Source organism: Lysinibacillus sp. NPDC056959, from assembly GCF_042674095.1.
In the GTDB taxonomy this organism is placed as follows: Bacteria; Bacillota; Bacilli; order Bacillales_A; family Planococcaceae; genus Lysinibacillus; species Lysinibacillus zambalensis.
Genome location: NZ_JBHURE010000013.1, coordinates 14,731 through 40,867 on the forward strand (window position 1 = coordinate 14,731; position 26,137 = coordinate 40,867).

23 protein-coding genes are annotated in these 26,137 nt (G+C 38.8%); 21 read left to right on the top strand and 2 right to left on the bottom strand.

Translation table 11 applies throughout. The features are described from left to right. Positions 1-7: 7 nt before the first annotated feature. Complete coding sequence (gene purD, locus ACFTQ7_RS15095) at positions 8-1,264, top strand: phosphoribosylamine--glycine ligase (protein WP_386829767.1); 1,257 nt, start codon at positions 8-10, stop codon at positions 1,262-1,264. A 677-nt stretch (positions 1,265-1,941) separates the two neighbouring features. On the opposite strand, the gene ACFTQ7_RS15100 is transcribed toward purD, so the two are convergent. Beyond that, positions 1,942-2,385, bottom strand: a complete 444-nt coding sequence (locus ACFTQ7_RS15100; protein ID WP_386829769.1) for a hypothetical protein — start codon at positions 2,383-2,385, stop codon at positions 1,942-1,944. 200 nt (positions 2,386-2,585) lie between these two features. On the opposite strand from ACFTQ7_RS15100, the gene ACFTQ7_RS15105 reads away from it, so the two are divergent. The 18 genes from ACFTQ7_RS15105 to ACFTQ7_RS15190 all read left to right on the top strand — a co-directional run bounded on the left by ACFTQ7_RS15105 (position 2,586) and on the right by ACFTQ7_RS15190 (position 24,609). Beyond that, positions 2,586-4,307 (top strand): adenine deaminase C-terminal domain-containing protein, encoded by a 1,722-nt coding sequence (locus ACFTQ7_RS15105; RefSeq protein WP_386829770.1) that lies wholly within the window; start codon positions 2,586-2,588, stop codon positions 4,305-4,307. Positions 4,308-4,377: 70 nt separating this feature from the next. Further along, positions 4,378-5,433, top strand: a complete 1,056-nt coding sequence (locus tag ACFTQ7_RS15110; RefSeq protein ID WP_386829772.1) for a DUF3048 domain-containing protein — start codon at positions 4,378-4,380, stop codon at positions 5,431-5,433. A gap of 15 nt (positions 5,434-5,448) precedes the next feature. Beyond that, the gene (locus ACFTQ7_RS15115) at positions 5,449-5,769 is read left to right on the top strand and encodes a YerC/YecD family TrpR-related protein (protein WP_004225717.1); all 321 of its coding nucleotides are present in this window, start codon (positions 5,449-5,451) and stop codon (positions 5,767-5,769) included. A 110-nt stretch (positions 5,770-5,879) separates the two neighbouring features. Beyond that, positions 5,880-6,569: a heptaprenylglyceryl phosphate synthase gene (pcrB, locus tag ACFTQ7_RS15120; protein ID WP_386829775.1), complete on the top strand. Its 690-nt coding sequence runs from the start codon at positions 5,880-5,882 to the stop codon at positions 6,567-6,569. Positions 6,570-6,732: 163 nt separating this feature from the next. Next, on the top strand, positions 6,733-8,985 hold the full coding sequence (gene pcrA, locus ACFTQ7_RS15125) for a DNA helicase PcrA (RefSeq protein ID WP_386829777.1): 2,253 nt from the start codon (positions 6,733-6,735) through the stop codon (positions 8,983-8,985). 14 nt (positions 8,986-8,999) lie between these two features. Further along, complete coding sequence (gene ligA, locus ACFTQ7_RS15130; RefSeq protein WP_386829779.1) at positions 9,000-11,006, top strand: NAD-dependent DNA ligase LigA; 2,007 nt, start codon at positions 9,000-9,002, stop codon at positions 11,004-11,006. 147 nt (positions 11,007-11,153) lie between these two features. Next, on the top strand, positions 11,154-12,287 hold the full coding sequence (locus tag ACFTQ7_RS15135) for a CamS family sex pheromone protein (protein WP_386829781.1): 1,134 nt from the start codon (positions 11,154-11,156) through the stop codon (positions 12,285-12,287). A 391-nt stretch (positions 12,288-12,678) separates the two neighbouring features. Beyond that, positions 12,679-12,966, top strand: a complete 288-nt coding sequence (gene gatC, locus ACFTQ7_RS15140; RefSeq protein WP_010857153.1) for an Asp-tRNA(Asn)/Glu-tRNA(Gln) amidotransferase subunit GatC — start codon at positions 12,679-12,681, stop codon at positions 12,964-12,966. Positions 12,967-12,990: 24 nt separating this feature from the next. Beyond that, positions 12,991-14,454, top strand: coding sequence for an Asp-tRNA(Asn)/Glu-tRNA(Gln) amidotransferase subunit GatA (gatA, locus tag ACFTQ7_RS15145; RefSeq protein WP_386829782.1), 1,464 nt, complete (start codon positions 12,991-12,993; stop codon positions 14,452-14,454). A gap of 1 nt (position 14,455) precedes the next feature. After that, positions 14,456-15,883 (top strand): Asp-tRNA(Asn)/Glu-tRNA(Gln) amidotransferase subunit GatB, encoded by a 1,428-nt coding sequence (gene gatB / locus ACFTQ7_RS15150; protein WP_349661042.1) that lies wholly within the window; start codon positions 14,456-14,458, stop codon positions 15,881-15,883. 870 nt (positions 15,884-16,753) lie between these two features. Next, entirely contained in the window at positions 16,754-17,314 is a 561-nt protein-coding gene (locus ACFTQ7_RS15155; protein WP_386829784.1) for a thioredoxin family protein, read from the top strand. A 125-nt stretch (positions 17,315-17,439) separates the two neighbouring features. Beyond that, positions 17,440-18,357, top strand: coding sequence for a diacylglycerol kinase (locus tag ACFTQ7_RS15160; RefSeq protein WP_349661044.1), 918 nt, complete (start codon positions 17,440-17,442; stop codon positions 18,355-18,357). Between the two features lie 549 nt (positions 18,358-18,906). Next, a complete protein-coding gene (locus ACFTQ7_RS15165) occupies positions 18,907-20,253 on the top strand; it encodes a cytochrome ubiquinol oxidase subunit I (protein ID WP_386829786.1) in 1,347 nt (448 codons plus the stop codon). Continuing rightward, positions 20,250-21,275 carry a cytochrome d ubiquinol oxidase subunit II gene (locus tag ACFTQ7_RS15170; RefSeq protein WP_386829788.1) on the top strand — a complete coding sequence of 342 codons (1,026 nt, stop codon included), beginning with the start codon at positions 20,250-20,252 and terminating at the stop codon, positions 21,273-21,275. The genes ACFTQ7_RS15165 and ACFTQ7_RS15170 overlap by 4 nt, the downstream gene beginning before the upstream one ends. Positions 21,276-21,288: 13 nt before the next feature. Further along, the gene (gene cydS / locus ACFTQ7_RS15175; RefSeq protein WP_256469478.1) at positions 21,289-21,411 is read left to right on the top strand and encodes a cytochrome bd oxidase small subunit CydS family protein; all 123 of its coding nucleotides are present in this window, start codon (positions 21,289-21,291) and stop codon (positions 21,409-21,411) included. A gap of 167 nt (positions 21,412-21,578) precedes the next feature. Beyond that, entirely contained in the window at positions 21,579-22,952 is a 1,374-nt protein-coding gene (gene rlmD, locus ACFTQ7_RS15180) for a 23S rRNA (uracil(1939)-C(5))-methyltransferase RlmD (protein ID WP_386829790.1), read from the top strand. After that, the gene (locus ACFTQ7_RS15185; RefSeq protein WP_132363450.1) at positions 22,952-23,140 is read left to right on the top strand and encodes a hypothetical protein; all 189 of its coding nucleotides are present in this window, start codon (positions 22,952-22,954) and stop codon (positions 23,138-23,140) included. The genes rlmD and ACFTQ7_RS15185 overlap by 1 nt, the downstream gene beginning before the upstream one ends. A gap of 500 nt (positions 23,141-23,640) precedes the next feature. Continuing rightward, positions 23,641-24,609, top strand: coding sequence for a tRNA dihydrouridine synthase (locus ACFTQ7_RS15190; RefSeq protein WP_197143588.1), 969 nt, complete (start codon positions 23,641-23,643; stop codon positions 24,607-24,609). An 89-nt stretch (positions 24,610-24,698) separates the two neighbouring features. Here the strand turns inward: ACFTQ7_RS15190 and ACFTQ7_RS15195 are convergent, their stop codons facing one another. Beyond that, the gene (locus ACFTQ7_RS15195) at positions 24,699-24,896 is read right to left on the bottom strand and encodes an alpha/beta-type small acid-soluble spore protein (RefSeq protein WP_079562673.1); all 198 of its coding nucleotides are present in this window, start codon (positions 24,894-24,896) and stop codon (positions 24,699-24,701) included. 206 nt (positions 24,897-25,102) lie between these two features. On the opposite strand from ACFTQ7_RS15195, the gene ACFTQ7_RS15200 reads away from it, so the two are divergent. After that, entirely contained in the window at positions 25,103-25,597 is a 495-nt protein-coding gene (locus tag ACFTQ7_RS15200; RefSeq protein WP_386829793.1) for a YehS family protein, read from the top strand. Between the two features lie 313 nt (positions 25,598-25,910). Further along, positions 25,911-26,108 (top strand): hypothetical protein, encoded by a 198-nt coding sequence (locus ACFTQ7_RS15205; protein ID WP_079562675.1) that lies wholly within the window; start codon positions 25,911-25,913, stop codon positions 26,106-26,108. Positions 26,109-26,137 lie beyond the last annotated feature (29 nt).

Below are 26,137 nucleotides of genomic sequence, written 5' to 3' on the forward strand. Positions count from 1 at the left end.
CCCTGAAATGAAAGTATTAGTTATTGGAAGCGGCGGTCGAGAACATGCTATCGCCAAACAATTTAGTATTTCACCATCTGTGAATAAAGTATTTGTAGCTCCTGGTAATGATGGCATGAGAAATGATGCGGAAATCGTTGCAATAGATACGATGGATTTTGCAGGTCTTGCACAATTTGCAAAAGAAAATGCGATAGATTTAACATTTGTAGGACCTGAGCAACCACTTGCTGAAGGTATAGTAGATTTCTTTACTGCTCGAGGTTTACGAGTATTTGGTCCAGCAAAGGCAGCGGCACAAATCGAAAGCAGTAAATCATACGCGAAAGATATTATGAATAAATTTAATATCCCAACTGCGGCCCATGAAACGTTTACTGAGGCTGCAAAGGCTATCGCTTATATTAAAGAGCAAGGTGCACCAATTGTGATCAAAGCAGATGGATTGGCAGCTGGTAAAGGTGTAGTTGTTGCAATGACCGAAGATGAAGCAGTTGAAGCTGTGGAGGATATGATTGGGAACCAACGTTTTGGTGAATCATCTTCACGTGTTGTCATTGAAGAATTCCTGGACGGAGAAGAATTCTCCTTTATGTCATTTGTCCATAAAGGTCAGATATATCCAATGGTCATTGCTCAAGATCATAAACGTGCTTATGATGGCGATAAAGGACCGAACACAGGTGGTATGGGCGCCTATTCGCCGGTGCCTCAAATTTCACAATACGTAGTGGATGAAGCTTATAAGACAATTGTCGAACCGACCGTGAAAGGTATGGAGGCAGATGGTGTATCATTTACAGGAATTTTATATGCAGGATTGATCTTAACGAAAAACGGTCCAAAAGTGATTGAGTTTAATGCACGCTTCGGCGATCCAGAAACACAAGTAGTTTTACCACGTATGGCATCTGACTTTGGCGCATTTATGATGGCATTAATGGATGAAAAGCCATTTGATTTGCAATGGTCTGAAGAAGCAATGCTTGGTGTAGTTATTGCCGCTGAAGGCTATCCAGGGGACGTTGAAAAAGGAAATACATTACCTAACTTAGAAACTCTATCAGCTTCACATGCAGTATTCCATGCAGGTACAAAGCTCGTAGATGAGAAGTTTGTTGGTAATGGTGGCCGAGTTTTATTAGTTGGAGCAAAAGCCTCCACTTTAAAGGAAGCACAAGAAAAAGTATACGCAGGCATTGCAACAGAAAAATGGTCCAATTTCTTCTTCCGTAAAGATATCGGCTGGCGTACGTTTAAGTAGTAGTTGAGTAACTGATAAATAGAGTAGGGAAATATAGAGATCTATAATTGCCCGATAAAAGGATAACTTTTTTACATTTTGCTTTATTACCATAGCGTGTGGTTGATTTCCGTTCCGACTGGGCGCTTTCCTGGGGGCGTCCGATGAGCCGCTTCGCTACGCTGCAGGTCTCATCTGTGACGCTGATCCCCAAGGAGTCGCCCAGTCTCCACTACAATCAACTTATTTACATCGCGAATGTTTTAATAAATGTCCCAAAGTTTTATTATTGAGGGATAAAAGGATTTTTTATTGCTATTTTGGCAAATATATTTCCATTTTTAACTGATTGTAGCGTAGGACTACTCGACTCCCGCGGGAAAGCGAGATAGACGAGACCCTGAGGCCAAAACGATGTTGGTCAAGAAGGCATTGTCACAGGACGTGACGCACTTAGCCTTCGTTCCTGTAGCGTAGGAAGCGGCTCGACGTTCTCCCGCAGGAAGCCTTGCTCTTGTGCGAAAGCGAAGCGGCAGCAACAAAGCGAGTAGCCCGTAGCGGAAATCAACCCTTCGTTATGATGATGGTCACTATAATTTAATATTTTAATCATACTATGAAACTTCTTGTTGTTTTTAAACGTATGATTTACAAGGGTGAAAGCCGTCTCAACTGTATAGTTGAGACGGCTCCTTTGACTAAGAAGGATTTTGTGCATTATTTGTGGAACTTTTACTTTCTGAGGAAGTTTGATTGGAAGTGCTGGAGTCAGATTGCTTTGACGCAGTTGCGGTTGATCCTGACATATTTCCAGTTATAACAGAGGAGAAATCCTTCATGAGTTTTTCGATTTGTTCAGATGACATAGAATTTTGGCCACTGAGCATACTTTGCATAAAAGAGTTGCTATTATTGTTGCTATTGTTCATAGCACTCTCCATGCTTGAGCTCAGTAAAGATTTAGTTGGGCAATACTTAAAAATACCCTCAGCCATTTTCATGGCACCAAAAGCAATCATCAATCGACCTGCCGTACAGTTAGGATTTCTTGAGACCTTAGCGATACCAAATGCCGTTAAGCTCGTACCCATTGCAAAGCGACAGAAGGCATTTTTTTCGCTTAAATTCGTTTCCTGCATCATCATATTTCCTCCTTTAGTCATTGTGGAAAAAATAAAGCGGGGGGCACTTTGCTTTATGAAAGTGCTGTGTTACGATTGAAACAAGATGATTGCATAAAGCACTAAATTTATGGAAGAAAGCGTTTATGCAGTAGTAGTATGTGATTTCAAATAGGATTTACACGATGAAATTTTACGTAATTTAGGAAGGGGCGAATAGAATGGAACCAGTATGGAAAATTACAGAATTACGCCAACAATTAGCTGTAATTGATGGTAAAAAAGCACCTGATATTGTATTAAAAAATGCGCGTTATTTACATAGCATGCTCAAACAATGGGTAGTAGGGAACATTTGGATTTTAGGAGATCGTATTGTCTATGCTGGTGATAGAATGCCTCCGTTATCAGAGGGAACAGAGGTGGTCGATTGTACGAATAAAACAATTGTGCCAGGATATATTGAGCCACATGTTCATCCGTTCCAGTTATACCATCCACAATCTTTTGCTGACTTTTGTGGACAGTTAGGCACTACAACTTTTATTTCAGATAATTTAAGCTTCGTTTTATCTTTAGAAAATAAGAAAGCGTTTTCAGTTTTGGATGATTTGAAAAAGCTACCGTTTTCATTTTATTGGTGGACTCGTTTTGATTCGCAAACTGAAATGGAGCAGGAGGAAGAGATTTTTTCTAATACGTCCATTTTAGAATGGTTAGAACGAGATGACGTTTTACTTGGTGGAGAATTAACAGGCTGGCCAAGGTTGTTACATGGAGATGACCAAATGCTTTATCGCATGCAAATGGCTAAGGACTACGGAAAAAAAATAGAAGGGCACTTCCCTGGCGCATCAGAACGAACTTTAGCACGTATGAAGCTACTTGGTGCAGATGGTGATCATGAAGCTATGACAGTGGAAGAAGTGGAGCGACGTATTATGCAAGGATATGCTGTAACGTTGCGTTATTCTTCAATACGTCCTGATTTACCACATCTATTAAAAGGAATTGTCGAAAAAGAACTGCCTATTTTTGATCATTTAATGATGACAACAGATGGCTCAACACCATCTTTCCATGAAGATGGCGTGATGGATAAATGTATTCAAGCAGCTTTAGATGCAGGTGTAGCACCAATCGATGCTTATCAAATGGCTTCCTATAATGTGGCACGCTATTATAATATGACCAGCTTACATGGCTTTATCGCAACTGGTCGATTTGCTTCCCTAAATATTTTACAAGATGAATGGCACCCAGTTCCTGAGAGTGTACTATCGAAGGGTGTTTGGTTAAAACGCGATGGAGAGCAAGTGCAAAGACTTGCTGCAATTGACTATTCAGCGTTACCTGCGTTTGACTTAGATTTTTCTTTAACGTCTCATGATTTTCAATTTTCGATGCCGTTTGGAATTGAGTTAGTAAATGATGTTATTACCAAACCATATAACTCCTTAATTACTAGAGAAGGGCAGCTTGCAGATCATGATGAATGTTATTTAATGCTTATTAATAGAGATGGCAATTGGCATGTTAACACGATGATTAAAGGTTTTGCTACTAGTGTACAAGGCTTTGCTTCATCTTATTCGAATACAGGCGATATTTTGCTAATCGGGAAAAATAAAGATGATATGATTACAGCTTTTGAAGAAATGAAGGCAATGCGTGGTGGGATTGTACTTGCTGAAAAGGGTGAAGTAATTGCAACTATTCCGTTAACGATTGGTGGTCTTTTACATGATGGAGATGTTAAGGAACTATCGGAAAAAGAGAAGGTCTTAAAACAAGCATTAGCGGAACGTGGTTATCACTTAGGAGACGCAATTTATTCGTTATTATTCTTACAATCTACACATTTACCATATATTCGGATAACACCAAAAGGGATTTTTGATGTTATGAAGAATAAGTTATTATTACCAGCAGTGATGCGCTAGTTGAAGCTTCCTTATGGTATAGCCACAACAATTACAGTTAGATGTAATTGATTAAAGGAGAGTAATGCTTGTGTTCAAATCGAAGAAACTATTTATCGCAATGGCTTTTAGTACTTTGTTGATAGGAGGATGTTCTAAAGATTCGTCGGAAGTAAAGGAAGACGATACGAACAAGGTTGATGAAGAAACTGCTATTGAAGAGCCTGCTCAAAAGGGGGATAAGGTTGCTCCATTAACAGGTGAAGCTGTGAAGGAAGAAATTACGCAACGCCCAATTATGGTTACAATTAATAATCATCCGAAAGCACGTCCGCAATCAGGAATTGAAGCGGCGGATATTATTTATGAAATGCTAGCTGAAGGCGATGTTACGCGTTTATTAGCGGTGTATCAAAGTGAACTGCCAGAAACTGTAGGGCCAGTTCGTAGTGCTCGTTCTTATTTTATTGATCTTGCAAAAGGCTTTGATGCATTTTATGTAGCACACGGCTATAGCCCTGAGGCAAAATCGATGCTTATTAATAATGTAGTCGACAATATAAATGGCATGGATTATGATGGGACACTTTTTAAACGTTCAAAAGATCGTGTTGCTCCACACAACTCATATATTACGTCTGAAAATATAGTAAATGGAGCGGAAAAAGTGAACGCTTCAATGAGTTACCGTGAAAAAGTAAGTCAGGCTTTTTATGAACCCGATGAACGTGGTAAAATAGGCATTGAAACAAGTCGAGTTGACGTTACCTACGGAAATAGTGAGTATTTCCATAATTCGTATTTGTATGATCATCAAAGTAATCGTTATGGACGACAATCGGCTGGCGTAGACACAAAGGATATGTTAACAGGCGACACATTATCAATTGCAAATGTTCTATTTTTTGAAATGAAACATCGAACGATTGATAATGAGGGGCGCCAAGAAATTGATTTAACTTCTGGTGGAAATGCGTATGTATTTCAAAATGGCTATATGAGAGAAGTCAAATGGGCTAATATTGATGGAATACCAATGGCTGTAGAAGAGTCTGGGGAACTTGTGAAGCTAGTACCAGGGAAGTCTTGGGTCCACTTCATACCAACCTCACCAGGGTTAAAAGCAATGGTGAAAACGCAGCCTTAAAGGGAGGAAGATTGCATGCAAATCGAAAAAATTCGTGGGCATCAAACAGATCAATTATTTAAAGCAGTGTTAGAGCTGAAAGACATCGAAGAATGCTATAAGTTTTTTGATGATTTATGTACGATTAGTGAAATTCAATCGTTAGCACAACGCTTTGAGGTTGCGCATTTACTACGATTAAAGAAAACCTACGAATCCATTAAAAAGGAAACAGGTGCAAGTACAGCAACTATTTCGCGTGTACGTCGTTGCTTTGATTATGGGAACGATACATATGATGAAATGTTAGGTCGTTTGTATCCAGATGAAAAGCCATTTCAAGCACCAAAAGAATAGTAGGTAAAGAGGCTGGGTAGAGGTTCTGCTCAGTCTTTTTCATTTTTTTGTAGACAGTCATAAGCTATACTTGTAAACGAATAGATAGAAAATGATAGGTGGTAAAATAGATGGATTATTTAGAATGGAGACATGTGTTCAAGCTCGACCCAGCTAAGGAAATCTCAGATGAGGCACTAGAAAGAATTTGTGAATCAGGGACAGATGTTATTATAGTTGGCGGAACAGACAATGTAACTTTAGATGGCGTATTAGATTTGCTTGTTCGTGTAAGACGCTTTGGAGTACCGATAGCGCTTGAAATTTCTAATATTGATTCGGTAACACCAGGTTATGACTATTATTTCATTCCAACCGTGTTAAATAGTGATGATCCAAAGTGGATTAAAAATCTACACCATGAAGCAATTAAAGAATATGGAGATATTATGGTATGGGATGAACTAGTAGCTGAAGGTTATTGTATTTTAAATCCGACTTGTAAAGTAGCGGAAGTAACGAAGGCGAAAACCGATATTTCCATTGATGATGTTGTTGCCTACGCACGTATGGCTGAAAATTTCTTTAGATTACCTGTATTTTATGTAGAGTATAGCGGTACTTATGGTGATATTGAGGTTGTAAGTGCTGTTAAAAATGAACTGAAAAATACCCGACTGTTTTACGGTGGCGGCATTACATCTGCTAAGCAAGCAGCAGAAATGGCAAAATATGCAGATACAGTAGTAGTTGGTAATATTATTTACGAAGATTTAAAAGCTGCACTTGCGACTGTTAAGGCTGTAAAAAATACGATATAATTTAACTTTTTGAGCAGGTGTCCAAACACCTGCTCAAAAAGTTAAAGCCTCCGGCGGATGTCACGGAATCGGAAAGGAGTTCTTTGTGCAAGCACAAAGCCGATTCCGGACGCAATTATGCCGAGGCATAATTGATAAATAAACGTTTGTAAGGCGGTGCGAAATGGAGCAGTTAACGAAAAACTTATTAGCAGGTATGAACACAGAGCAGGAAAATGCGGTTAAAACAACTGAAGGACCGCTTCTAATTATGGCGGGTGCTGGATCAGGGAAAACACGTGTATTGACACATCGTATTGCATACCTAGTCATCGAAAAAGAGGTATATCCATCAAAGATTTTAGCAATCACATTTACAAATAAAGCTGCACGTGAAATGCGAGAGCGTATAGATGGCATTCTCGGTAATGGAACTGGCGATAGTATGTGGGTATCGACCTTCCACTCCATGTGTGTGCGAATTTTACGACGCAATATTGATCAGCTAGGGATATCACGTAACTTTTCAATTTTAGATTCGACTGATCAGCTATCAGTTGTTAAAAATGTTATGAAGGATGAAAATATTGACACGAAACGTTTTGAACCGCGTGCGATTTTAAATGCGATTAGTTCGGCAAAAAACGAATGTATAGCTGCAGACGATTATGCGGGTCAAATCAATGAAAATAATCCTTACGAAAAAACGATCGCCCGAGTTTATAAAGGGTATGAAAAAAGACTACGCCGCAATCAATCACTCGATTTTGATGATTTAATTATGACGACTATTACATTATTCAAGCGTGTACCAGAAGTACTTGAATACTATCAAAATAAATTCCAATATATCCATGTAGATGAATATCAAGATACGAATAAATCTCAATATTTACTTGTTCAGATGCTTGCCAAGAAATTTAAAAATATTTGTGTTGTAGGTGATTCTGACCAATCGATTTATCGTTGGCGTGGTGCGGACATTGGCAATATTCTTTCATTCGAAAAGGATTATCCAAGTGCTAAGGTCATTATGCTTGAGCAAAATTATCGCTCAACAAAACGCATCCTACAAGCAGCAAATGACGTCATTCAAAATAATACAACACGTTATCCAAAAGAACTGCGTACAGAAAATGCTGAGGGTGAAAAAATCGTATTGTACAAAGCGTATAACGAGCAAGAGGAAGCACAATTCGTTGTACAAACAATCCAACAGCATATTCAAGAAGAAAATCGTTCATTTGATGACTTTGCAATACTCTATCGTACAAATGCGCAGTCTCGTGTGATGGAGGAAGTGCTTGTTAAGTCTAATATGGCTTATCAAATAGTTGGTGGTACTAAGTTCTATGATCGTAAAGAGATTAAGGATTTACTTGCCTACTTGCGTCTTATTGCCAATAATGATGATGATTTATCACTTGCTCGTATTATTAATGAACCAAAGCGTAGTATAGGTGCAACTTCCTTTGAAAAAATGGCGCGCTATGCGATTGATCAAGAGCGCTCAATTTTTGATGCCATGAATGATCTTGTATTCATGGGGCTTACAGGGAAGGCTGCTAACTCAGCTGATCAATTTTATGCGATGATTAAAGGTTTTACAGAGATGCAAGAATATTTATCGGTGACAGAAATTGTAGAGCAGGTCATTGACAAATCTGGTTATCGTGCAATGCTACAAAACGAAAAGACGATTGAAGCAGAAAGCCGCTTAGAAAACATTGAAGAATTTTTATCTGTAACAAAGGCTTTCGAGGAGCGTAGTGATGATAAGAGCTTAGTTGCCTTTTTAACAGATTTAGCGCTAATTGCAGATATTGATGCACTTGATAAAGATGATGCATCGAAGGGCAATATTATTTTAATGACAATGCATGCTGCAAAGGGCTTAGAATTCCCAATCGTCTTTATCATTGGAATGGAGGAAAATATCTTCCCGCATTCTCGTTCACTTGATGATATGGATGAAATGGAGGAAGAACGTCGTTTAGCGTACGTAGGTATAACACGTGCAGAAGAACGTTTATATTTAACGAGTGCACAAAGTCGTACGATTTTTGGTCGTTCTAGCTATAACAATGTCTCGCGTTTCTTAGGTGAAATTTCGGAGGATATTACACAATCGATTTCCAAAGGTGGTGCGAAGCCAGAAGTTCCGTTTGCCTCTAGCAATCGTTCAGCAGGCGGCTATCAAAAGCGTACACTTGGAGCAATTCAGAAAACACAGCCTGCAACAGCTCGTTTACAAACAACTGGTGGAGACCAATTTGGCTGGAAGGCTGGAGACAAAGCAATCCATAAAAAATGGGGAACAGGTATGGTTGTTAGTGTAAAAGGTGAGGGTGATAGTACAGAGCTAGATATTGCCTTTCCACAACCTATTGGTATTAAGCGATTACTAGCACAATTTGCGCCTATTGATAAAGGGTAACCGGGGGAACTTAAATGAACGAAATTGAACAGCGCGTTGTTGAATTAAATAAATTGTTACATGAATATGGTCATGCCTATTATGTGTTGGATAAACCTGTCGTAGCAGATAGTGTTTATGATCAATTATTACATGAACTTATTGCGTTAGAGGAAGCGAATCCGTCACTTATTTATCCAGATTCACCGACACAGCGTGTTGGCGGAGCGGTGGTAGAAGGCTTTAAAAAAGTGACGCACGATTACCCTATGCTAAGTCTATCAAACGCTTTTAATGAAGAAGACTTACGTGAATTTGACCGTAAAGTGCGTCAAGCAATCGGTGATAAATTCTCCTATGTTTGCGAGCTGAAAATCGATGGTCTTGCTATTTCTTTAAAATACGAAAACGGCGTTTTTGTACAAGGAGCAACACGAGGAGACGGTGTTGTAGGGGAAGATATTACAGCAAATTTAAAAACGATTCGAGCAATACCACTTCGATTGAAGGAGCCACTTACAATTGAAGTACGTGGTGAGGCGTATATGCCTAAAAAATCATTTGAAAAATTGAATTCTCTTCGTTCTGAAAATGGAGAAGAATTATTTGCAAATCCGAGAAATGCGGCTGCGGGCTCTTTACGCCAGTTAGATCCTAAAATAGCAGCGAGTCGTCAACTATCTACCTTTATTTATGCAATTGGGGGAGATGGTGAGGCATATGGTATTGACGGTCATGCAGAGATGCTTGATTATTTAGAGGGACTAGGTTTCCCATCAAACAAAGAGCGTCAACGCTGCTCAACGATTGAAGAGGTACTAGCATTTATCGGAAAATGGACTGAAAACCGTCCGAATTTAGCCTATGGAATTGACGGTATTGTCATTAAGGTGGATCGTTATGCCCAGCAGGATGAGCTAGGTTATACAGCAAAGAGTCCACGTTGGGCAATTGCTTATAAATTCCCTGCTGAGGAAGTAGTCACAACATTACTTGATATTGATTTAACGGTTGGGCGAACAGGGGTTGTTACACCAACTGCTATATTATCGCCTGTTCAAGTGGCAGGTACGACGGTTCAACGTGCATCATTACACAATGAGGATTTAATTCGTGATAAAGATATTCGTCTAGGGGATACAGTCATTATCCGAAAAGCCGGAGACATTATTCCACAAGTTGTCGGTGTAATACTGGAGCAGCGACCAGAGGACTCAGTACCGTATGTAATGCCTGAAAATTGTCCTGTTTGTGATAGTGAACTTATTCGAATTGAAGGGGAAGTGGCCTTACGTTGTGTAAATCCTGCATGTTTTGCACAAATCGCGGAGAGCATTAAATATTTTGTATCGCGTAATGCGATGAATATCGACGGACTTGGTGATAAGGTCGTTGAGCAATTATTACGTGCAGATTTAATTCATGATATTTCTGATTTGTATCACTTAACTGTAGAACAGCTTGTCGAGCTTGAGCGTATGGGAGAAAAATCGGCAACGAATTTAGTCAGTGCTATTCAGGCTTCCAAGGAAAATTCGATGGAGCGTTTACTAATTGGATTAGGGATACGACATGTTGGTGAAAAAGCAGCGAAAATTGTTTCAGAGGAGTTTGAAACGATGGAAGCGGTGATGGCAGCAACAGAGGAGCAATTAGTGGCAATTCATGAAATTGGCGATAAAATGGCTTCATCACTTGTCGAGTATTTTTCAAATGAGGATGCACGTGCAGTCATCGGGCGCCTTGCTGAAGTAGGCGTCAATATGACGTATAAAGGTAAAAAGGTAGAGGTAGCTGTAGGGGATAATCCTCTTGCAGGAAAAACAGTCGTATTAACTGGTAAACTTGAGCAATTGACACGTAACGAAGCAAAGGCGAAAATAGAAGAGTTAGGTGGTATTGTTACAGGCAGTGTCAGCAAAAAAACTGATCTTGTTATTGCAGGAGCAGATGCGGGTTCTAAACTAACAAAAGCCGAGCAGTTAGGTATTGAAGTTTGGAATGAAGATCGCCTGATCGAACAATTTAACTTTGTCCAATAATGGATACTATTAAAATTGAAAAAGATGAATTAACTTATTTACTTGATGGAAAGTAGAGGCATTTTATAAATGTCTCCTTCTGTCCACAGGCAGGTATGAACAATTCGTCAAGCAAAATCTGAACATCAGTAAAGGAGTACTAAAATAATGAAGTCATTTCGACTCATTCCAGCAATTATCGCTGCTGCAATGCTAGTCGGCTGTGTGCCTTCTGATAAGAAGGAGACAGAGCTAACACAGGAGACGCAACAGGAAAAAGCGGAAACAACAATTATTCCAAGCTTACAGATTGATAAATCATATTATAGAACGCTAACACCCTATAAAGAAAGTGCTAGCAGAGGATTAGTAGTTTCAAATATTTTTACAAAATATGATATGAAGGAAGTTGAAACAGGTTTAATGCGTCTTTCTCAAAATGAGTTCGACACAGAAAATTATTTCTTCCAAGAAGGGCAATATTTAGCGAAAAACACAGTAGAAAATTGGCTTGCCCGTAGTTCACAAAAGAAGGATGGCTTAAATCCTCCAACGACGGACTCAATGCCGGCAGAGGAACGTGCAACAAAGGCCCCAATCTATTTATCACATATTGTTGAGCAAAATTATTTAACAAAAACTAGTGATAACAAAGTTAAATTAAGCGGGATTTCGATTGGACTTGCCTTAAACTCTATTTATTACTATCAAAAAGAACAGTATGGGGAATACTATGAGAAACCAATTTCGGAGGCAGAACTGATTGAGCAAGGGAAGAAGATGGCCTCAGAAATTGTGTCTCGTCTAAGAACCCAAGATGAATTGAAAGATGTACCGATTGTAGTAGGTTTATTTAAACAAAAAGCGCGTAATGATATTATTCCAGGAACGTATTTTAACTATGGCGTAGCTAAAGCTGGACAAAACGAGGTAACTGACTGGAAAGCTATGGACGAAGAATATGTACTGTTCCCTACGAGTGAATCACAGGATGTATATCGTGATGATAGTAAAAACTTTGAGAATTTTAAACAAGATGTAGATAAGTATTTTTCAAACTATACTAGTGTAGTAGGAACAGGCTTCTACCAAAACAAAAAAATTCAAAAGTTATCGATTGAAATACCCATCCAATTCTTCAGTAAACTTGAAATTATTGGATTCACTCAATATTTAACAGGTGTTCTAATCAATCAATTTAATAACATTCATGTTGAAGTAAGCGTCACTTCAATGAATGGTCCAGAGGCATTAATCGTAAAGAATGCCAACGAAAAAGAACCATACGTTCATATCTATTAAAAATATAGTCAGCCTTGTGCTGACTATATTTTTTTTATGGGATGAATATGGGTTAAAAGCGACGGAAAGAACAATCGAAACGACGGAAAGCCTCCCCGAAATGATGGATAGAAAAGCAAAAATGGATAGACTCCTCAAAGTGACGGATACATAAGAAAGCACAACAACGCGATCGTTGCTCTGCTCACAAAGAGCAAAGTCTTAATGGAGGACTCTAAAAACAGTCCATAAAGACGACACTTCGTCATAGTAGTGAAAGTTTCTTTATTTTTGGTGAAAGTTGTGATTTTTAATATGAAAAATGTTATGATTATTTGCATGGTTAACTTTATTCAACCCTATTGTTATCGACAAAAGCAATGAATTGAATGAGTATTCGGAGGTGTGAAAAATGGCAAAATTAACAAAAGAAGAAGTTAAGCACGTGGCAAACTTAGCACGTCTTGCAATTACGGAAGAGGAAGCAGAGAAATTTGCTGAACAGCTTGGTAAAATTACTGACTTCGCAGAGCAACTAAACGAGTTAGATACAACGAATGTTGAACCAACAACTCACGTTTTACCACTAGTAAACGTAATGCGTGAAGATGTGGCAACAAAAGGTTTAGACCGTGAAGTAATGATGTTAAACGTAAAAGAACAAGAAGATGGTCAAGTAAAAGTACCAGCTATCATGTAAAACTAAAACATAGGAGGATTCCTCATGACGTTATTTGAACGTTCAGCGAAGGAGCTACAAGCTGATATTAAAGCGGGTAACTTAACAATCGCTGATTTAACAAAAGAAGCATTCGAACGTGTGGCGAAGCTTGACGGCGATGTACAAGCTTTCCTTGCTTCAAATGAAGAAAAAGCAACTGCACAAGCAGCTGAAATGGATAAAGTGCCATTTGAAGAGCGTGGACCACTTTTCGGTCTTCCTATCGGTGTTAAAGACAACATTGTGACAGAAGGCTTAGAAACAACTTGTGCTTCTAAAATTTTAGAAGGCTTTATGCCAATTTACGATGCAACAGTAGTTGAAAAGCTACGTGACGCAGGTATGGTCACTATCGGTAAATTAAACATGGACGAGTTTGCAATGGGTTCTTCAAATGAAAACTCATACTATAAAACAACAAAAAATCCATGGAACTTAAACCACGTACCAGGTGGATCTTCAGGTGCGTCTGCAGCAGCAGTAGCAGCAGGTGAAGTACCATTCTCACTTGGTTCTGATACAGGTGGTTCAATCCGTCAACCAGCTGCTTATTGCGGTGTTGTAGGGATGAAGCCTACATATGGCCGTGTATCTCGTTTTGGTCTAGTTGCATTTGCATCTTCTTTAGATCAAATCGGACCAATTACACGTAATGTTGAAGACAATGCCCTTTTACTTGAAGCAATCGCAGGATTAGATGCTAACGATTCAACTTCTGCAGACGTAGAAGTACCAAACTACGCAGCAGCACTTACTGGTGACGTAAAAGGATTACGTATCGCTGTGCCAAAAGAATTCCTTGGTGAAGGTGTTGGCGAAGCAGCACGTCAATCAGTGCTTGATGCATTAGAAGTATTAAAAGGCTTAGGTGCTACAGTAGAAGAAGTATCGCTTCCTCACTCGAAATATGCACTTGCAGCTTACTATATTCTGTCTTCTTCTGAAGCGTCTTCTAACCTTTCTCGTTTTGACGGTATCCGTTATGGTTTCCGTGCAGAAAACGTTAATAATTTGATGGACCTTTATAAAGAAACACGTGCACAAGGCTTTGGCGATGAAGTAAAACGTCGTATCATGCTGGGTACTTACTCGCTAAGTGCAGGTACGTATGATGCTTACTACAAAAAAGCTCAACAAGCACGTACACTTATCAAAGCAGACTACGACAAAGTATTCGAAGACTTTGACGTAATCATTGGACCAACTTCTCCTACACCAGCATTTAAAATTGGTGAAAACGTTGATGATCCAATGACGATGTATGCAAATGATATTTTAACGATTCCTATGAACTTAGCTGGTGTACCAGCCATCTCAATCCCATGTGGTATTGAAAATGGTCTACCACTAGGCTTACAAATTATCGGTAAATATTTCGATGAAGCAACAATTTACCGTGTAGCTCATGCTTTTGAACAAGCAACGGAGTTCCATAAACAAGTTCCTCAAATTTGGGAGGGAAAATAACATGAACTTTGAAACAGTCATTGGTTTAGAAGTACACGTTGAGTTAAAGACGAACTCAAAAATCTTCTCACCAGCACCAGCTCACTTCGGTGCTGAACCAAATACAAATACTACAGTTATCGACCTAGGCTATCCTGGTGTCCTACCTGTACTTAATAAAAATGTTGTAGATTTCGCAATGCGTGCAGCACTTGCACTAAACATGGAAATCGAACAAGAAACAAAATTTGACCGTAAAAACTACTTCTATCCAGATAATCCGAAAGCTTATCAAATTTCTCAATTCGATAAACCAATCGGTAAAAACGGCTGGGTTGATATCGAAGTAGATGGTTATACAAAACGTATTGGTATTACACGTCTTCATATGGAAGAAGATGCTGGTAAACTGTCTCACAGTGGCGACCACTCTTTAGTTGACTTTAACCGTCAAGGTACACCACTTGTAGAAATCGTTTCTGAGCCAGATATTCGCACACCAAATGAAGCGTATGCGTATCTTGAAAAAATAAAATCAATCATCCAATATTCAGATGTATCGGACTGTAAAATGGAAGAAGGTTCACTTCGTTGTGACGCCAACATTTCAATTCGTCCATATGGTCAAGAAGAATTTGGTACAAAGACAGAGCTTAAAAACCTTAACTCTTTCAACTATGTTCGCCGTGGTTTAGAGCACGAGGAATTACGCCAAGCTGATGTCCTTCTTTCAGGTGGGGTAATTGAGCAAGAGACTCGCCGCTTCGATGAAAAAACAGGTAAAACAATTCTTATGCGTGTTAAAGAAGGAACAGACGATTATCGTTACTTCCCAGAGCCAGATCTAGTTCGTCTATCAATCGATGATGAATGGTTAGAACGAGTAAAAGCAGAAATTCCAGAACTTCCAGATGCTCGTAAAAAACGCTATGTTGAAGAATTAGGCTTAACGCCATACGACGCAGGAGTTCTTGTTATTTCAAAAGAAATCTCAGACTTCTTCGAGGCGATGGTAGCTAAAGATGCGGATGCAAAACTTTCAGCAAACTGGCTTATGGGTGATGTTTCTGCATACTTAAATGCAGAACAAAAAGACCTTAAAGATACTGCATTAACGCCAGAAAACCTTGCGGAAATGGTGAAACTAATCACTGACGGTACAATTTCTTCTAAAATCGGTAAAAAGGTATTTGCTGAATTAGTAGAAAATGGCGGTTCTGCAGGAGAAATCGTTAAAGCAAAAGGTTTAGTTCAAATTTCTGATGAAGGTGCATTACTTGCTATCGTTACAGAAGTTCTAGACAACAATGCACAATCGATCGAAGACTTCAAAAACGGTAAGGATCGCGCTATCGGCTTCTTAGTTGGTCAAATTATGAAAGCAACTAAAGGTCAAGCGAACCCACCTATGGTCAATAAATTATTACAACAAGAAATTGCAAAACGTTAATTGCAATTGCAATGGAAGGTCAAGAAAGTAAATTTGCTTTCTTGGCCTTTTATATTTAAAAATTAATACATACTAAAGAATCTTTAGGGGCATCTATACCAAGATAAAATGCTCATTACCATAAAGTATCAACAGGTAGTAGCTTAGAAAGGTTACATATGACCTTTCCGATGCAGAGTTATTTTAAAAAACGGCTCATTGAACTTAATTTTATGGTTCATCACCAAAAGTTGTGGATGACTTTTGTTAAAACGTCTACTATGTAAATAAGTTGATTGGAGTGGAGGCTGGGCGACTCCTTGGGGATTAGCAATAGAGGAACGAAGGCTAATAGCATCACATCCTGTGATAACGCCTTCGTGACCAACATCGTGCTGTGTTGCTGTCGCTTCGCTTTCGCACAGACAAAAACACGTTGCTGCCGCTACGTTGCACTCATGCTTTCGCGCAAAAGACATCTGTTGGCCCGAGACTCTGGAGCGAGCAAATAGGGGAACGAAGGCTAATAGCATCACATCCTGTGATAACGCCTTCGTAACCAACATCATGCCGCTGTCGTTACGTTAGCACTACGCTTTCGCGCAAAAAGACATCTGTTAGCCAAAGTGGCTCATCGGACGCCCCCAGGAAGCTCTGCTCTGCGCGAAAGCGAAGCGTCAACGGCAAATGTTTTAACTGTGCGAAAGCGAAGCTACAGCAACAAAGCGCCCAGCCGGAACGGAAATCAACCACACATTATGGTGATAATCTAATCTAATTTTATCGTATTAAGACTAAAAAATACCAAATTAGCACTTTATAGTTGTCTAAATGGAGTATTCATAGCAAAATATAGAATAGAACATGATAAAAACTTAAGGAGGTCTATCAATGAAAACTGAACAACAATATTTCAATGATGCGATTTCAATTCAACAATATATGGATCATATGACGACGTTAAAAGAGGAAAGCTTCCGTATTTATGATGGTTTCGAAGTGTCATTAAACGATGGCTTTATCGAACTATTGAAGAATAAGCAACCAAAAATATTAACAATTACTGAGGACTGGTGCGGGGACGCGATGTTAAACAATCCAATCATTCGCCGAGTTGCAGAGGCAGCAGAACTAGACATGCGCGCAGTATTACGTGATGCGGATACAGATTTGATTGATCGTTATTTAACAAACGGTGGCCGTGCAATTCCAGTTTATATTTTATTAGATGATGCTGGTCAGGTCGTTGGAAAATGGGGACCACGAGCACCAGAATTACAGGAACTAGTAGTTAGTAAACGAGCTACTTTGCCTGATAAAGAAGATCCTACATTTGAAGATGCACAAAAAGCGCTATATGCAGAAATTCGTGAAGAGAATATGACGAATAAATCATATTGGACATATGTTTACGAGGATTTTAAAAAGCAAGTAAAAGCTGCATTGCAATAATTGTAAATCACAAGGCTGCATGTCAGAAAAATGAGGACATGCCTTGCTATTGTTGACTTCAATGCAACATTTAAAAGAATAATTCGTTGGAAGAAATAGAATCTTATGAAGCAGGAAGGTATGTTATGAAACGAGCAAGAATCATTTATAATCCTACATCTGGGCGTGAAGTGTTTAAAAAGCATCTACCAGAAGTATTGGCAAAATTAGAGGTAGCAGGCTATGAGACATCTTGTCACGCAACAACCTGTGAAGGCGATGCGACCATTGCTGCAAAAAATGCAGTAGAACGTGGCTTTGATATAATTATTGCAGTTGGTGGAGATGGCACATTAAACGAAGTTGTTGCAGGTGTAAGTCCATTTGAGAACCGGCCGAAAGTAGGTCTAATTCCGATGGGCACAACGAATGACTTTGCCCGTGCTGTGCACATTCCTCGAAATATTGAAGCTGCCGTTGACATTATTATTAAAGGGGAATCGTTACCAGTAGATGTTGGTTTATTAAATGGGGAACGCTATTTCATCAATATTGCTGCTGGCGGACGTATTACAGAATTAACTTATGAAGTGCCAAGTAAAATGAAAACAATGCTAGGACAGTTAGCTTATTACTTAAAAGCAGTGGAAATGATCCCATCGATTAAAGCTTCTCACATGCGTATTGAATACGATGGCGAAGTGTTTGATGGGGATGCTATGATGTTTTTATGTGGTTTAACAAATTCGGTGGGAGGCTTTGAAAAACTTGCACCAGACGCAAGTATTAATGATGGCTACTTTACTTTAATCGTATTGAAAAAAGTAAACCTGCCTGAATTTATTCAGCTTGCTGCGATGGCATTAAGAGGCGAGCATTTAAATGATGATCGTGTAATTTATAAAAAGGCAAGTGTCGTCAAAGTATCTACTGAAGATGAAATTCATTTAAACCTAGATGGTGAGTATGGTGGGGACGCGCCTGCAACATTTGAAAACTTAAAGCGTCATATTGAAATTTTTGTTCCACTAGCAGATATGCGTGAGGAAGACCGTATCCAATAAACATAAAAAGGACTCTGCTTAATTTTAGGTATAGTCCTGTTTATTTTTGTGGAGATTAATGGTTCATCACTTAAAGTTGTGAGTAACTTTTGATAAAACGTTTACTATGTAAATAAGTTGATCTTCGTTACGGGTGGACGCCCTCAGGAAGCTCTTCGCGAAAGCGAAGCGGCAGCTATAAAGCGCCAAGTCGGAACGGAAATCAACCACACGTTTTGGTGATGATTCATATTAATGGGTTAAAATCCATATATATGAACATTATTATCCTTTAAATGGTATTGTGAATGAATTAAGAAAAATGTTTGGCAAATGTGAGTATAATACTTGAACAAAATTTGAAACCTTAATAATAGGCCGAAAATCCGGTCCATTATTAAGGTTTTTTTCGTTGCAATAGTGGAAAATGGGGGTATGGATAAGGGAAAGGAAGTGTTGCCGTTGTATAAGTCACAGGAAAGAAAGCTTATTTGGCTAAGCTTTGGTGTTGCAATTATCATGCTACTTTCCATACTAGGAAGAATATTTGGAGGTTAGGGGGGCAATGAAATGGTGAATGAATCAGCAGTCTTTTGGAGTAGAGCATTAACGGAGCTAACTTTATCGTTCCATATTATTTATGCAACGATTGGTGTTGGTGTCCCATTAATGATTATGATCGCACAATGGACTGGGTATAAAAAGAATGATGAGCACTATATTTTAATGGCAAGACGTTGGGCGCGCGGCTTTGTTATTACAGTTGCCGTCGGAGTTGTAACAGGGACAGCAATTGGCTTACAGTTGTCTTTACTATGGCCGAATTTTATGCAACTTGCTGGCCAAACGATTGCATTACCACTTTTCTTGGAAACGTTTGCATTTTTCTTTGAAGCCATCTTCCTAGGCATCTACTTATATACTTGGGATCGCTTCGATAGTCAGAAAAAGCATATGCTACTATTAATTCCGGTAGCTGTCGGTGCATCAATGTCAGCTGTGTTTATTACAATTGTCAATGCGTTTATGAATGCACCACAAGGATTTGACATTGTAGACGGACAGCTTGTAAATATTCAACCTTTTTTAGCGATGTTTAATCCAGCGATGCCGACAAAGGTGGCACATGTACTCGTTACAGCCTACATGACGGCCGCATTTGTGTTAGCATCCATTGCAGGATACCGTTTACTTAGAGGTTCAAAGCATGTATACCATAAAAAATCTTTATACCTACTTATGAAGATTGGTCTGATTTTCTCTATTGCAGCAGCGATTATTGGAGACTTTTCAGGGAAATATTTAGCTGAATATCAACCAGAAAAATTAGCTGCAGCTGAGTGGCACTTTGAAACGGAAGATAAAGCCTCTCTTATACTATTGGGTGTATTAGATGGTGAAGAAGTAAAATATGCTATTAAAGTACCTTATGCTTTGAGTGTTTTAGCACATAATAATCCAAATGCAGAGGTAATTGGTTTAGATCAATTTGCAAAAGAAGATCGACCACCACTGTATATTCATTACCTTTTTGATCTCATGGTGTTTATTGGCATGTTCATGGCACTCGTTTCACTGCTTTATGTGACCGGGAAAGCACGTGATTGGCAGTTTATTCATAGCCGTTGGTTTAGAAGGATTGTTGTTGCAGGTGGACCACTTTCCATTATTGCAATTGAAGCAGGATGGTGGCTTGCAGAAGTGGGACGACAGCCTTGGATATTACGTGGATTAATGCGAACACCAGAAGGAGCCACAACGAGTAACCATGTGGATTTAATGCTGGTATTGTTTGCAGGTGTGTATATTGTATTGGGAATAGGAAGTATTGTAGTTTTAGTCCGTATGTTCAAAAAGAATCCAATTGAGCGTGAAATAGAAGATCGCCATGATGAAAAAGGCGGTGACATCTTATGACATTAGAGATTTTAGGTATTTCAGTTTTATGGATTTTCCTATTTGGTTATGTCATTGTAGCTTCAATCGATTTTGGTGCAGGCTTTTTTAATGCCTACAGCCTACTCATCGGAAAAAATCATATATTAACGAATATTATTAAACGTTATTTATCACCTGTTTGGGAAGTAACCAATGTCTTTTTAGTATTCTTCTTTGTGGGGATTGTTGGATTTTTCCCACAAACAGCTTTCTATTATGGAACGATTTTACTTGTTCCAGTTAGTATTTCGCTAGTGCTTCTTGCAATACGAGGTTCCTACTATGCATTTGAATCATATGGCGCACGTGGGCATATTGGTTACACGTTGACGTATGGTATAACAGGATTACTCATTCCAGCCTCACTCTCTGTTGTATTCGCGATTGCTGCTGGTGGCTATGTTGATCTTGTTGACGGGCAACCAGTCTTGAATTTTTGGACGTTGTATACGAGCCCGTTTGCTTGGAGTATTGTCGTGTTGAGCATTGCAGCGGTACTTTATATTTCAGCCGTGTTTTTAACTTGGTATGCACATAAAGCAAAGGATCGAGAAGCTACAAATTTAATGCGAAATTACGCACTTGCTTGGGCAATACCGTTAATGGTGAGTGCGCTCGGCATTATGTACGAAATGAAATTCATTAACCCTGAAAGTTACAATAACATGGTTAATTTATGGTGGATGTTTGCCATATCTGCCGTGCTGTTTATTATTACTGTAGTGTTAATATGGATGCGAAAAAATTACGGTCTTGCGGTTAGTTTATTGATTGCCCAATTTGCAGTGGCATTCTTTGCATATGGAATTGCCCAATATCCATATTTACTGTATCCGTATTTAACAATTTACGATAGCTTTACTAGTACACAAATGGCGATTGCGCTCGTCATTGCGTTTGTTTTGGGACTATGTCTGCTTATTCCATCACTGTTCTTGTTGTTGAAATTATTCCTTTTCAACAAAAATTATGTGACAGGAAAAGAAGACAATCACGCATAGGAGGGATACAACTATGACAAGTTTTTTGATTTTTTATGCACCATTTATAGTCGTCATTCTAGGTGTAGTTGCTGCTTTCTGGTGGGCACCTAGAGATTACCATACAGTAAGGAAAGAGGGGAAGAGTCGCGAATAGCGGCTCTTTTTTCTACTCATGTAAAGGTGATCAGTTTGAAGAGAGCTTGTCTTACCTGATCAGTCTAGAAGGAGAGCCGACCACATTTGAGCCTAATATGAAGCCAAGTTCTTTTTTCATCCGCCTCAACATGCTACAATAAAGAGATTGAAATGGAGGATGTACGAATGTCAGCACCCGTGAAAAAGAATGACCGAGTAACAGTTTATATAGAAGATTTAACACATGATGGCAATGGCGTCGCAAAGGTCGATGGCTATCCATTATTTATCCAAGGTGCACTTCCTAGTGAAACGGCGGAAGTACATGTTGTAAAAACGTTAAAAAACTATGGCTTTGCAAAGGTCGTAGAAATTCTCGAACCATCATCAGATCGTGTAGATGCGCCTTGTGAATATTTTAAACAATGTGGCGGCTGCCAATTACAGCACCTGTCTTATGAAGGACAGTTAAAATGGAAAGAAAACATGGTGCGTAATGTCATGCAGCGCATTGGAAAAATTGATGCGCCTGTTCTACCAGTGAAGGGCATGGAAGAGCCTTGGCATTACCGTAATAAAGCGCAAATACCTTTCTCCTCAAATGAAGCAGGACAAGCAATTGCTGGTTTCTACAAAACGAAGTCTCATAGCATTGTGGATATGGAGCAATGCTTAATTCAGACTGGAGAAGCGGACGCTATTCTTGCAGGTTTGAAAAAGGAACTGGCGGCAATCGGTGTTCGACCATACAACGAATTATCGCATGAGGGAATGCTGCGCCACGTAGTTGTTCGTAAGGCACGAGCAACTGGTGAAGTGATGGTTGTTCTCGTAACTAAAAAGAAAAAATTCCCGCAAAAAGATGCTGCTGTTGCGACAATCCAGAAGCTTGTCCCGAATGTCACATCCATTATGCAAAACGTTAATAGCGACAAAACGAACGTTATTTTCGGTGATGAAACCGTAAATTTGTGGGGCAAGGACGTTATTATTGATACAATTGGCGATGTTCGCTTTGAAATTTCAGCCCGTTCATTTTATCAAGTAAACCCTGAGCAAACGGAAGTTCTATACAAACAAGCATTAGACTACGCTAACTTACAAGGCGATGAACGAGTAATTGATGCTTACTGTGGTATCGGCACAATTTCATTATTCCTTGCACAACAAGCAAAGGCTGTTATGGGTGTAGAAATTGTCCCACAAGCGATTGAAGATGCAAAACGCAATGCAGCACTAAATAGGTTTACAAATACGTATTTCGAGGCTGGGCCAGCAGAAGAAGTCATTCCACGTTGGTATAAGGAAGGCAAAGAAGCGGATGTTTTAGTAGTTGATCCACCACGCAAAGGCTGCGATGAGGCGCTTCTTCAGACGATTTTAGAGCAACGTCCTAAGCGTGTTGTTTATGTGTCCTGTAATCCAGCTACACTAGCACGTGACCTTCGAATTTTGGAGGATGGGGGCTATCAAACACAGGAGATTCAACCTGTGGATATGTTCCCGCATTCGACGCATGTGGAGGTTGTTACGAAACTAACTCTAAAGGAGCGATCATAATGGACGCAGCAAAAAAATGGCTCTCTATCCCGAAAGATATCAGAGAAATGCTCGTGAAAAACGTATTTTGTGGCAATTGTGGTGTAACGACAATTGTGAAGTACACGATACAAGAGGGAGAATATGCCCCTGTATTGAAGGGGAAGTGCAAGACTTGTGGTAGGGATGTTGCTCGGGTGATTGATTAGTAAATGATAGAACTCTGAAAGGATGGAGTGAATATTCCATCCTTTTTGTGTAAGCATGGAAGGGTTTTGGTTGAATCTTATGCTTGAATAGAAGAGGTTACTTTTGATATATGTGATTAAAATTATACACCTCATAATTGGTATCAGAACATTATAATAGGCAGTTCAAGAACGTGGGTTTGATATCAAAGGGTTATAATTCGATTGCTTTATGATAAATTAACCGTTATCTTGAATTGCTTTTTTATGTTTTTGGAATAAAGTGTCCACTATTCGGGGTTCAGTTCAAAAAACTATGCCATCTGCTTTTTGTTTATAAGGACCGATTTTCGTTAAAATAAACATAGCTGATTTTTACAAATTATAAATGTCATATGTATTTGTGTTTGATAATCAGTTATTGAGCATGATATAAGTGTAAAAGAAGTGGAACATTCGGCTTTATATTTTATGACCGAGAGTTTAAAGTTGTATCCATATTGAGAGGAATTGAGTTTGAAATGATAGATAATTTTTGGCGTGATTTACCACGACCATTTTTTGTACTTGCACCAATGGAAGATGTGACGGATGTTGTTTTTCGTCATGTAGTAAGTGAAGCCGGTAAACCGGACGTATTTTTCACAGAGTTTACAAACTCGGATAGCTATTGTCATCCAGAGGGCATGAAAAGTGTGAGAGGCCGTTTGATTTTTACAGAAGATGAACAGCCAATGGTGGCACATATTTGGGGAGACAATCCCGAATATTTCCGTCAAATGAGTATTGGTATGGCGGAGCTAGGTTTTAAAGGCATCGATATAAATATGGGTTGTCCTGTCCCGAATGTAGCATCGAGAGGGAAAGGTAGTGGCCTTATTTTGCGTCCAGACGTTGCGGCAGAGCTTATTCAAGCAGCAAAAGCAGGAGGACTACCTGTCAGCGTGAAGACACGACTTGGCTTTAAAGAGGTAAATGAGTGGGAGGAGTGGCTGACGCATATTTTAAAACAGGATATTGCGAACCTTTCTATTCATTTACGTACAAGAAAGGAAATGAGCCAAGTAGATGCACATTGGGAGCTAATTCCGGAAATCAAAAAATTACGTGACCGTATCGCACCAAATACGTTGCTAACAATTAATGGAGACATTCCTGACCGTCAAACTGGGCTGCAGCTTGCTGAACAATATGGCATTGATGGCGTTATGATCGGGCGAGGTATTTTTAAAAATCCTTTTGCTTTTGAAAAAGAGCCGAAAGAGCATAGCAGTAAAGAGTACCTTGATCTTTTAAGACTGCAGCTGGATCTTCAAGATCAATATGCGGAAGTACTACCACGTTCAATCTCTGGGCTTCATCGCTTTTTCAAAATTTATGTCAAAGGATTCCGTGGAGCTGGTGAATTAAGAAATCAATTGATGAACACGAAATCAACGGATGAAGTGCGTGCATTGCTTGATAACTTTGAATCAAACAATGTTGATTGAGATGGATGGGTAGAATGATGTAATAGCAAAAACATGAAAGAACGAATTCCAATTAAATAAAAGGGATTCGTTCTTTTTGAAATTTATTATTATAATAAACCTTTTGAACGTTTTTCAGCCATTTCTACAAGGCGTTTTGTAATTTCTCCTCCGACTGAACCGTTTGCACGAGAAGAGGCTTCTGGCCCTAATTGTACATTAAATTCTTGTGCGATTTCATACTTCAATTGAGTAACAGCTTCATGTACACCAGGAACTAGAAGTTTATTTGAACTACGATTAGCCATTTTTCTCACCTCCTTGTGATTAGAATGGTCGAGAGTTGGCTAATCATACATTTAAAAAAGTAAAATGCGTATTCTAAATACTATAGTAAAGTAACTTTTGGAAAGCTAGCTAAAATTGTGAATGTCTCTGCTATAATAAAGTAATGCTTCAATCTAGAAGATACGATTGTTAGAAGCGCTTTACAGTTAAAATGGAGGTTTTTTAAATGACGAACAATGATATTTTAATTCGTTTAAGATATGCATTAGATATCAAAAATAAAGATATGGTTGAAATTTTTAAGCTAGGTGGTATGGACTTTACGAAGGAAGAAGTATTGAACATGCTTATTAAAGTTAATGATGAGGAAGAAGCACCAGAAGAATACATCAAATGTAATAATAAAATGGTAGAGGCTTTTTTAAATGGATTTATTACATTTAAACGAGGTCCGCAAAAGCCTAAATCTGGTCAGCCAGAAGGACCACCGCCTGTTTCAGGAAAAGAAAGCCCTAATAATATGCTATTAAAGAAAGTGAAGATAGCTTTAGCCTTAACGAGTGAGGAGATGCTCGATATTTTATATGATGGTGGCGTTAACGTCTCGAAAGGCGAATTAGGTGCTATTTTAAGAACTCCAAGCCATCGTAACTATAAAGAATGTGGCGATCGCTTTGTAAGGAATTTTTTAAGAGGGTTAACATATAAATATAGAGACTAAAATGGCTCGAACTAAAATATATTATTGATTAAAAAGAACGTGAGTTCGCAGCTCTCTATTGATCTTAGTCAAGTGGAAATTTAAGTGAATAGCCAATGAATTACTCATGAACAAAGCAGCTGCAATTTTGTAGCTGCTTTATTTATGAGGTTTTTACGTAAATATCTATAATAAGGCGAAAAATTTCTGTAAAAATCACGTTTTTCTTAGTCGAATGTAGTTGACAATTTGTGGCGGAATTGTGTACACTGAAATTGACATAAAGTTGTCACAAAGATGGAAAATAAATGTTCACGAACAGAGGGGTGCTTTTATGTTCAGTTTAAAAATTTTATTAGTTGCTATCGCATGTGTTACTATCCCACTTGTTGTTGCTGCAATTATGATAGACATTTTTTATGCAGAAAAGAAACAAGTTCGTTTTTCATTACGCCGTACATCTATGTGGTATGCGAGTATGTTTGCAGTGTCATTTATACCGGCAGTTTTAGTCATGACACTAAACGGATAAGTATTTTTAATATGAATAATCATTTAGGG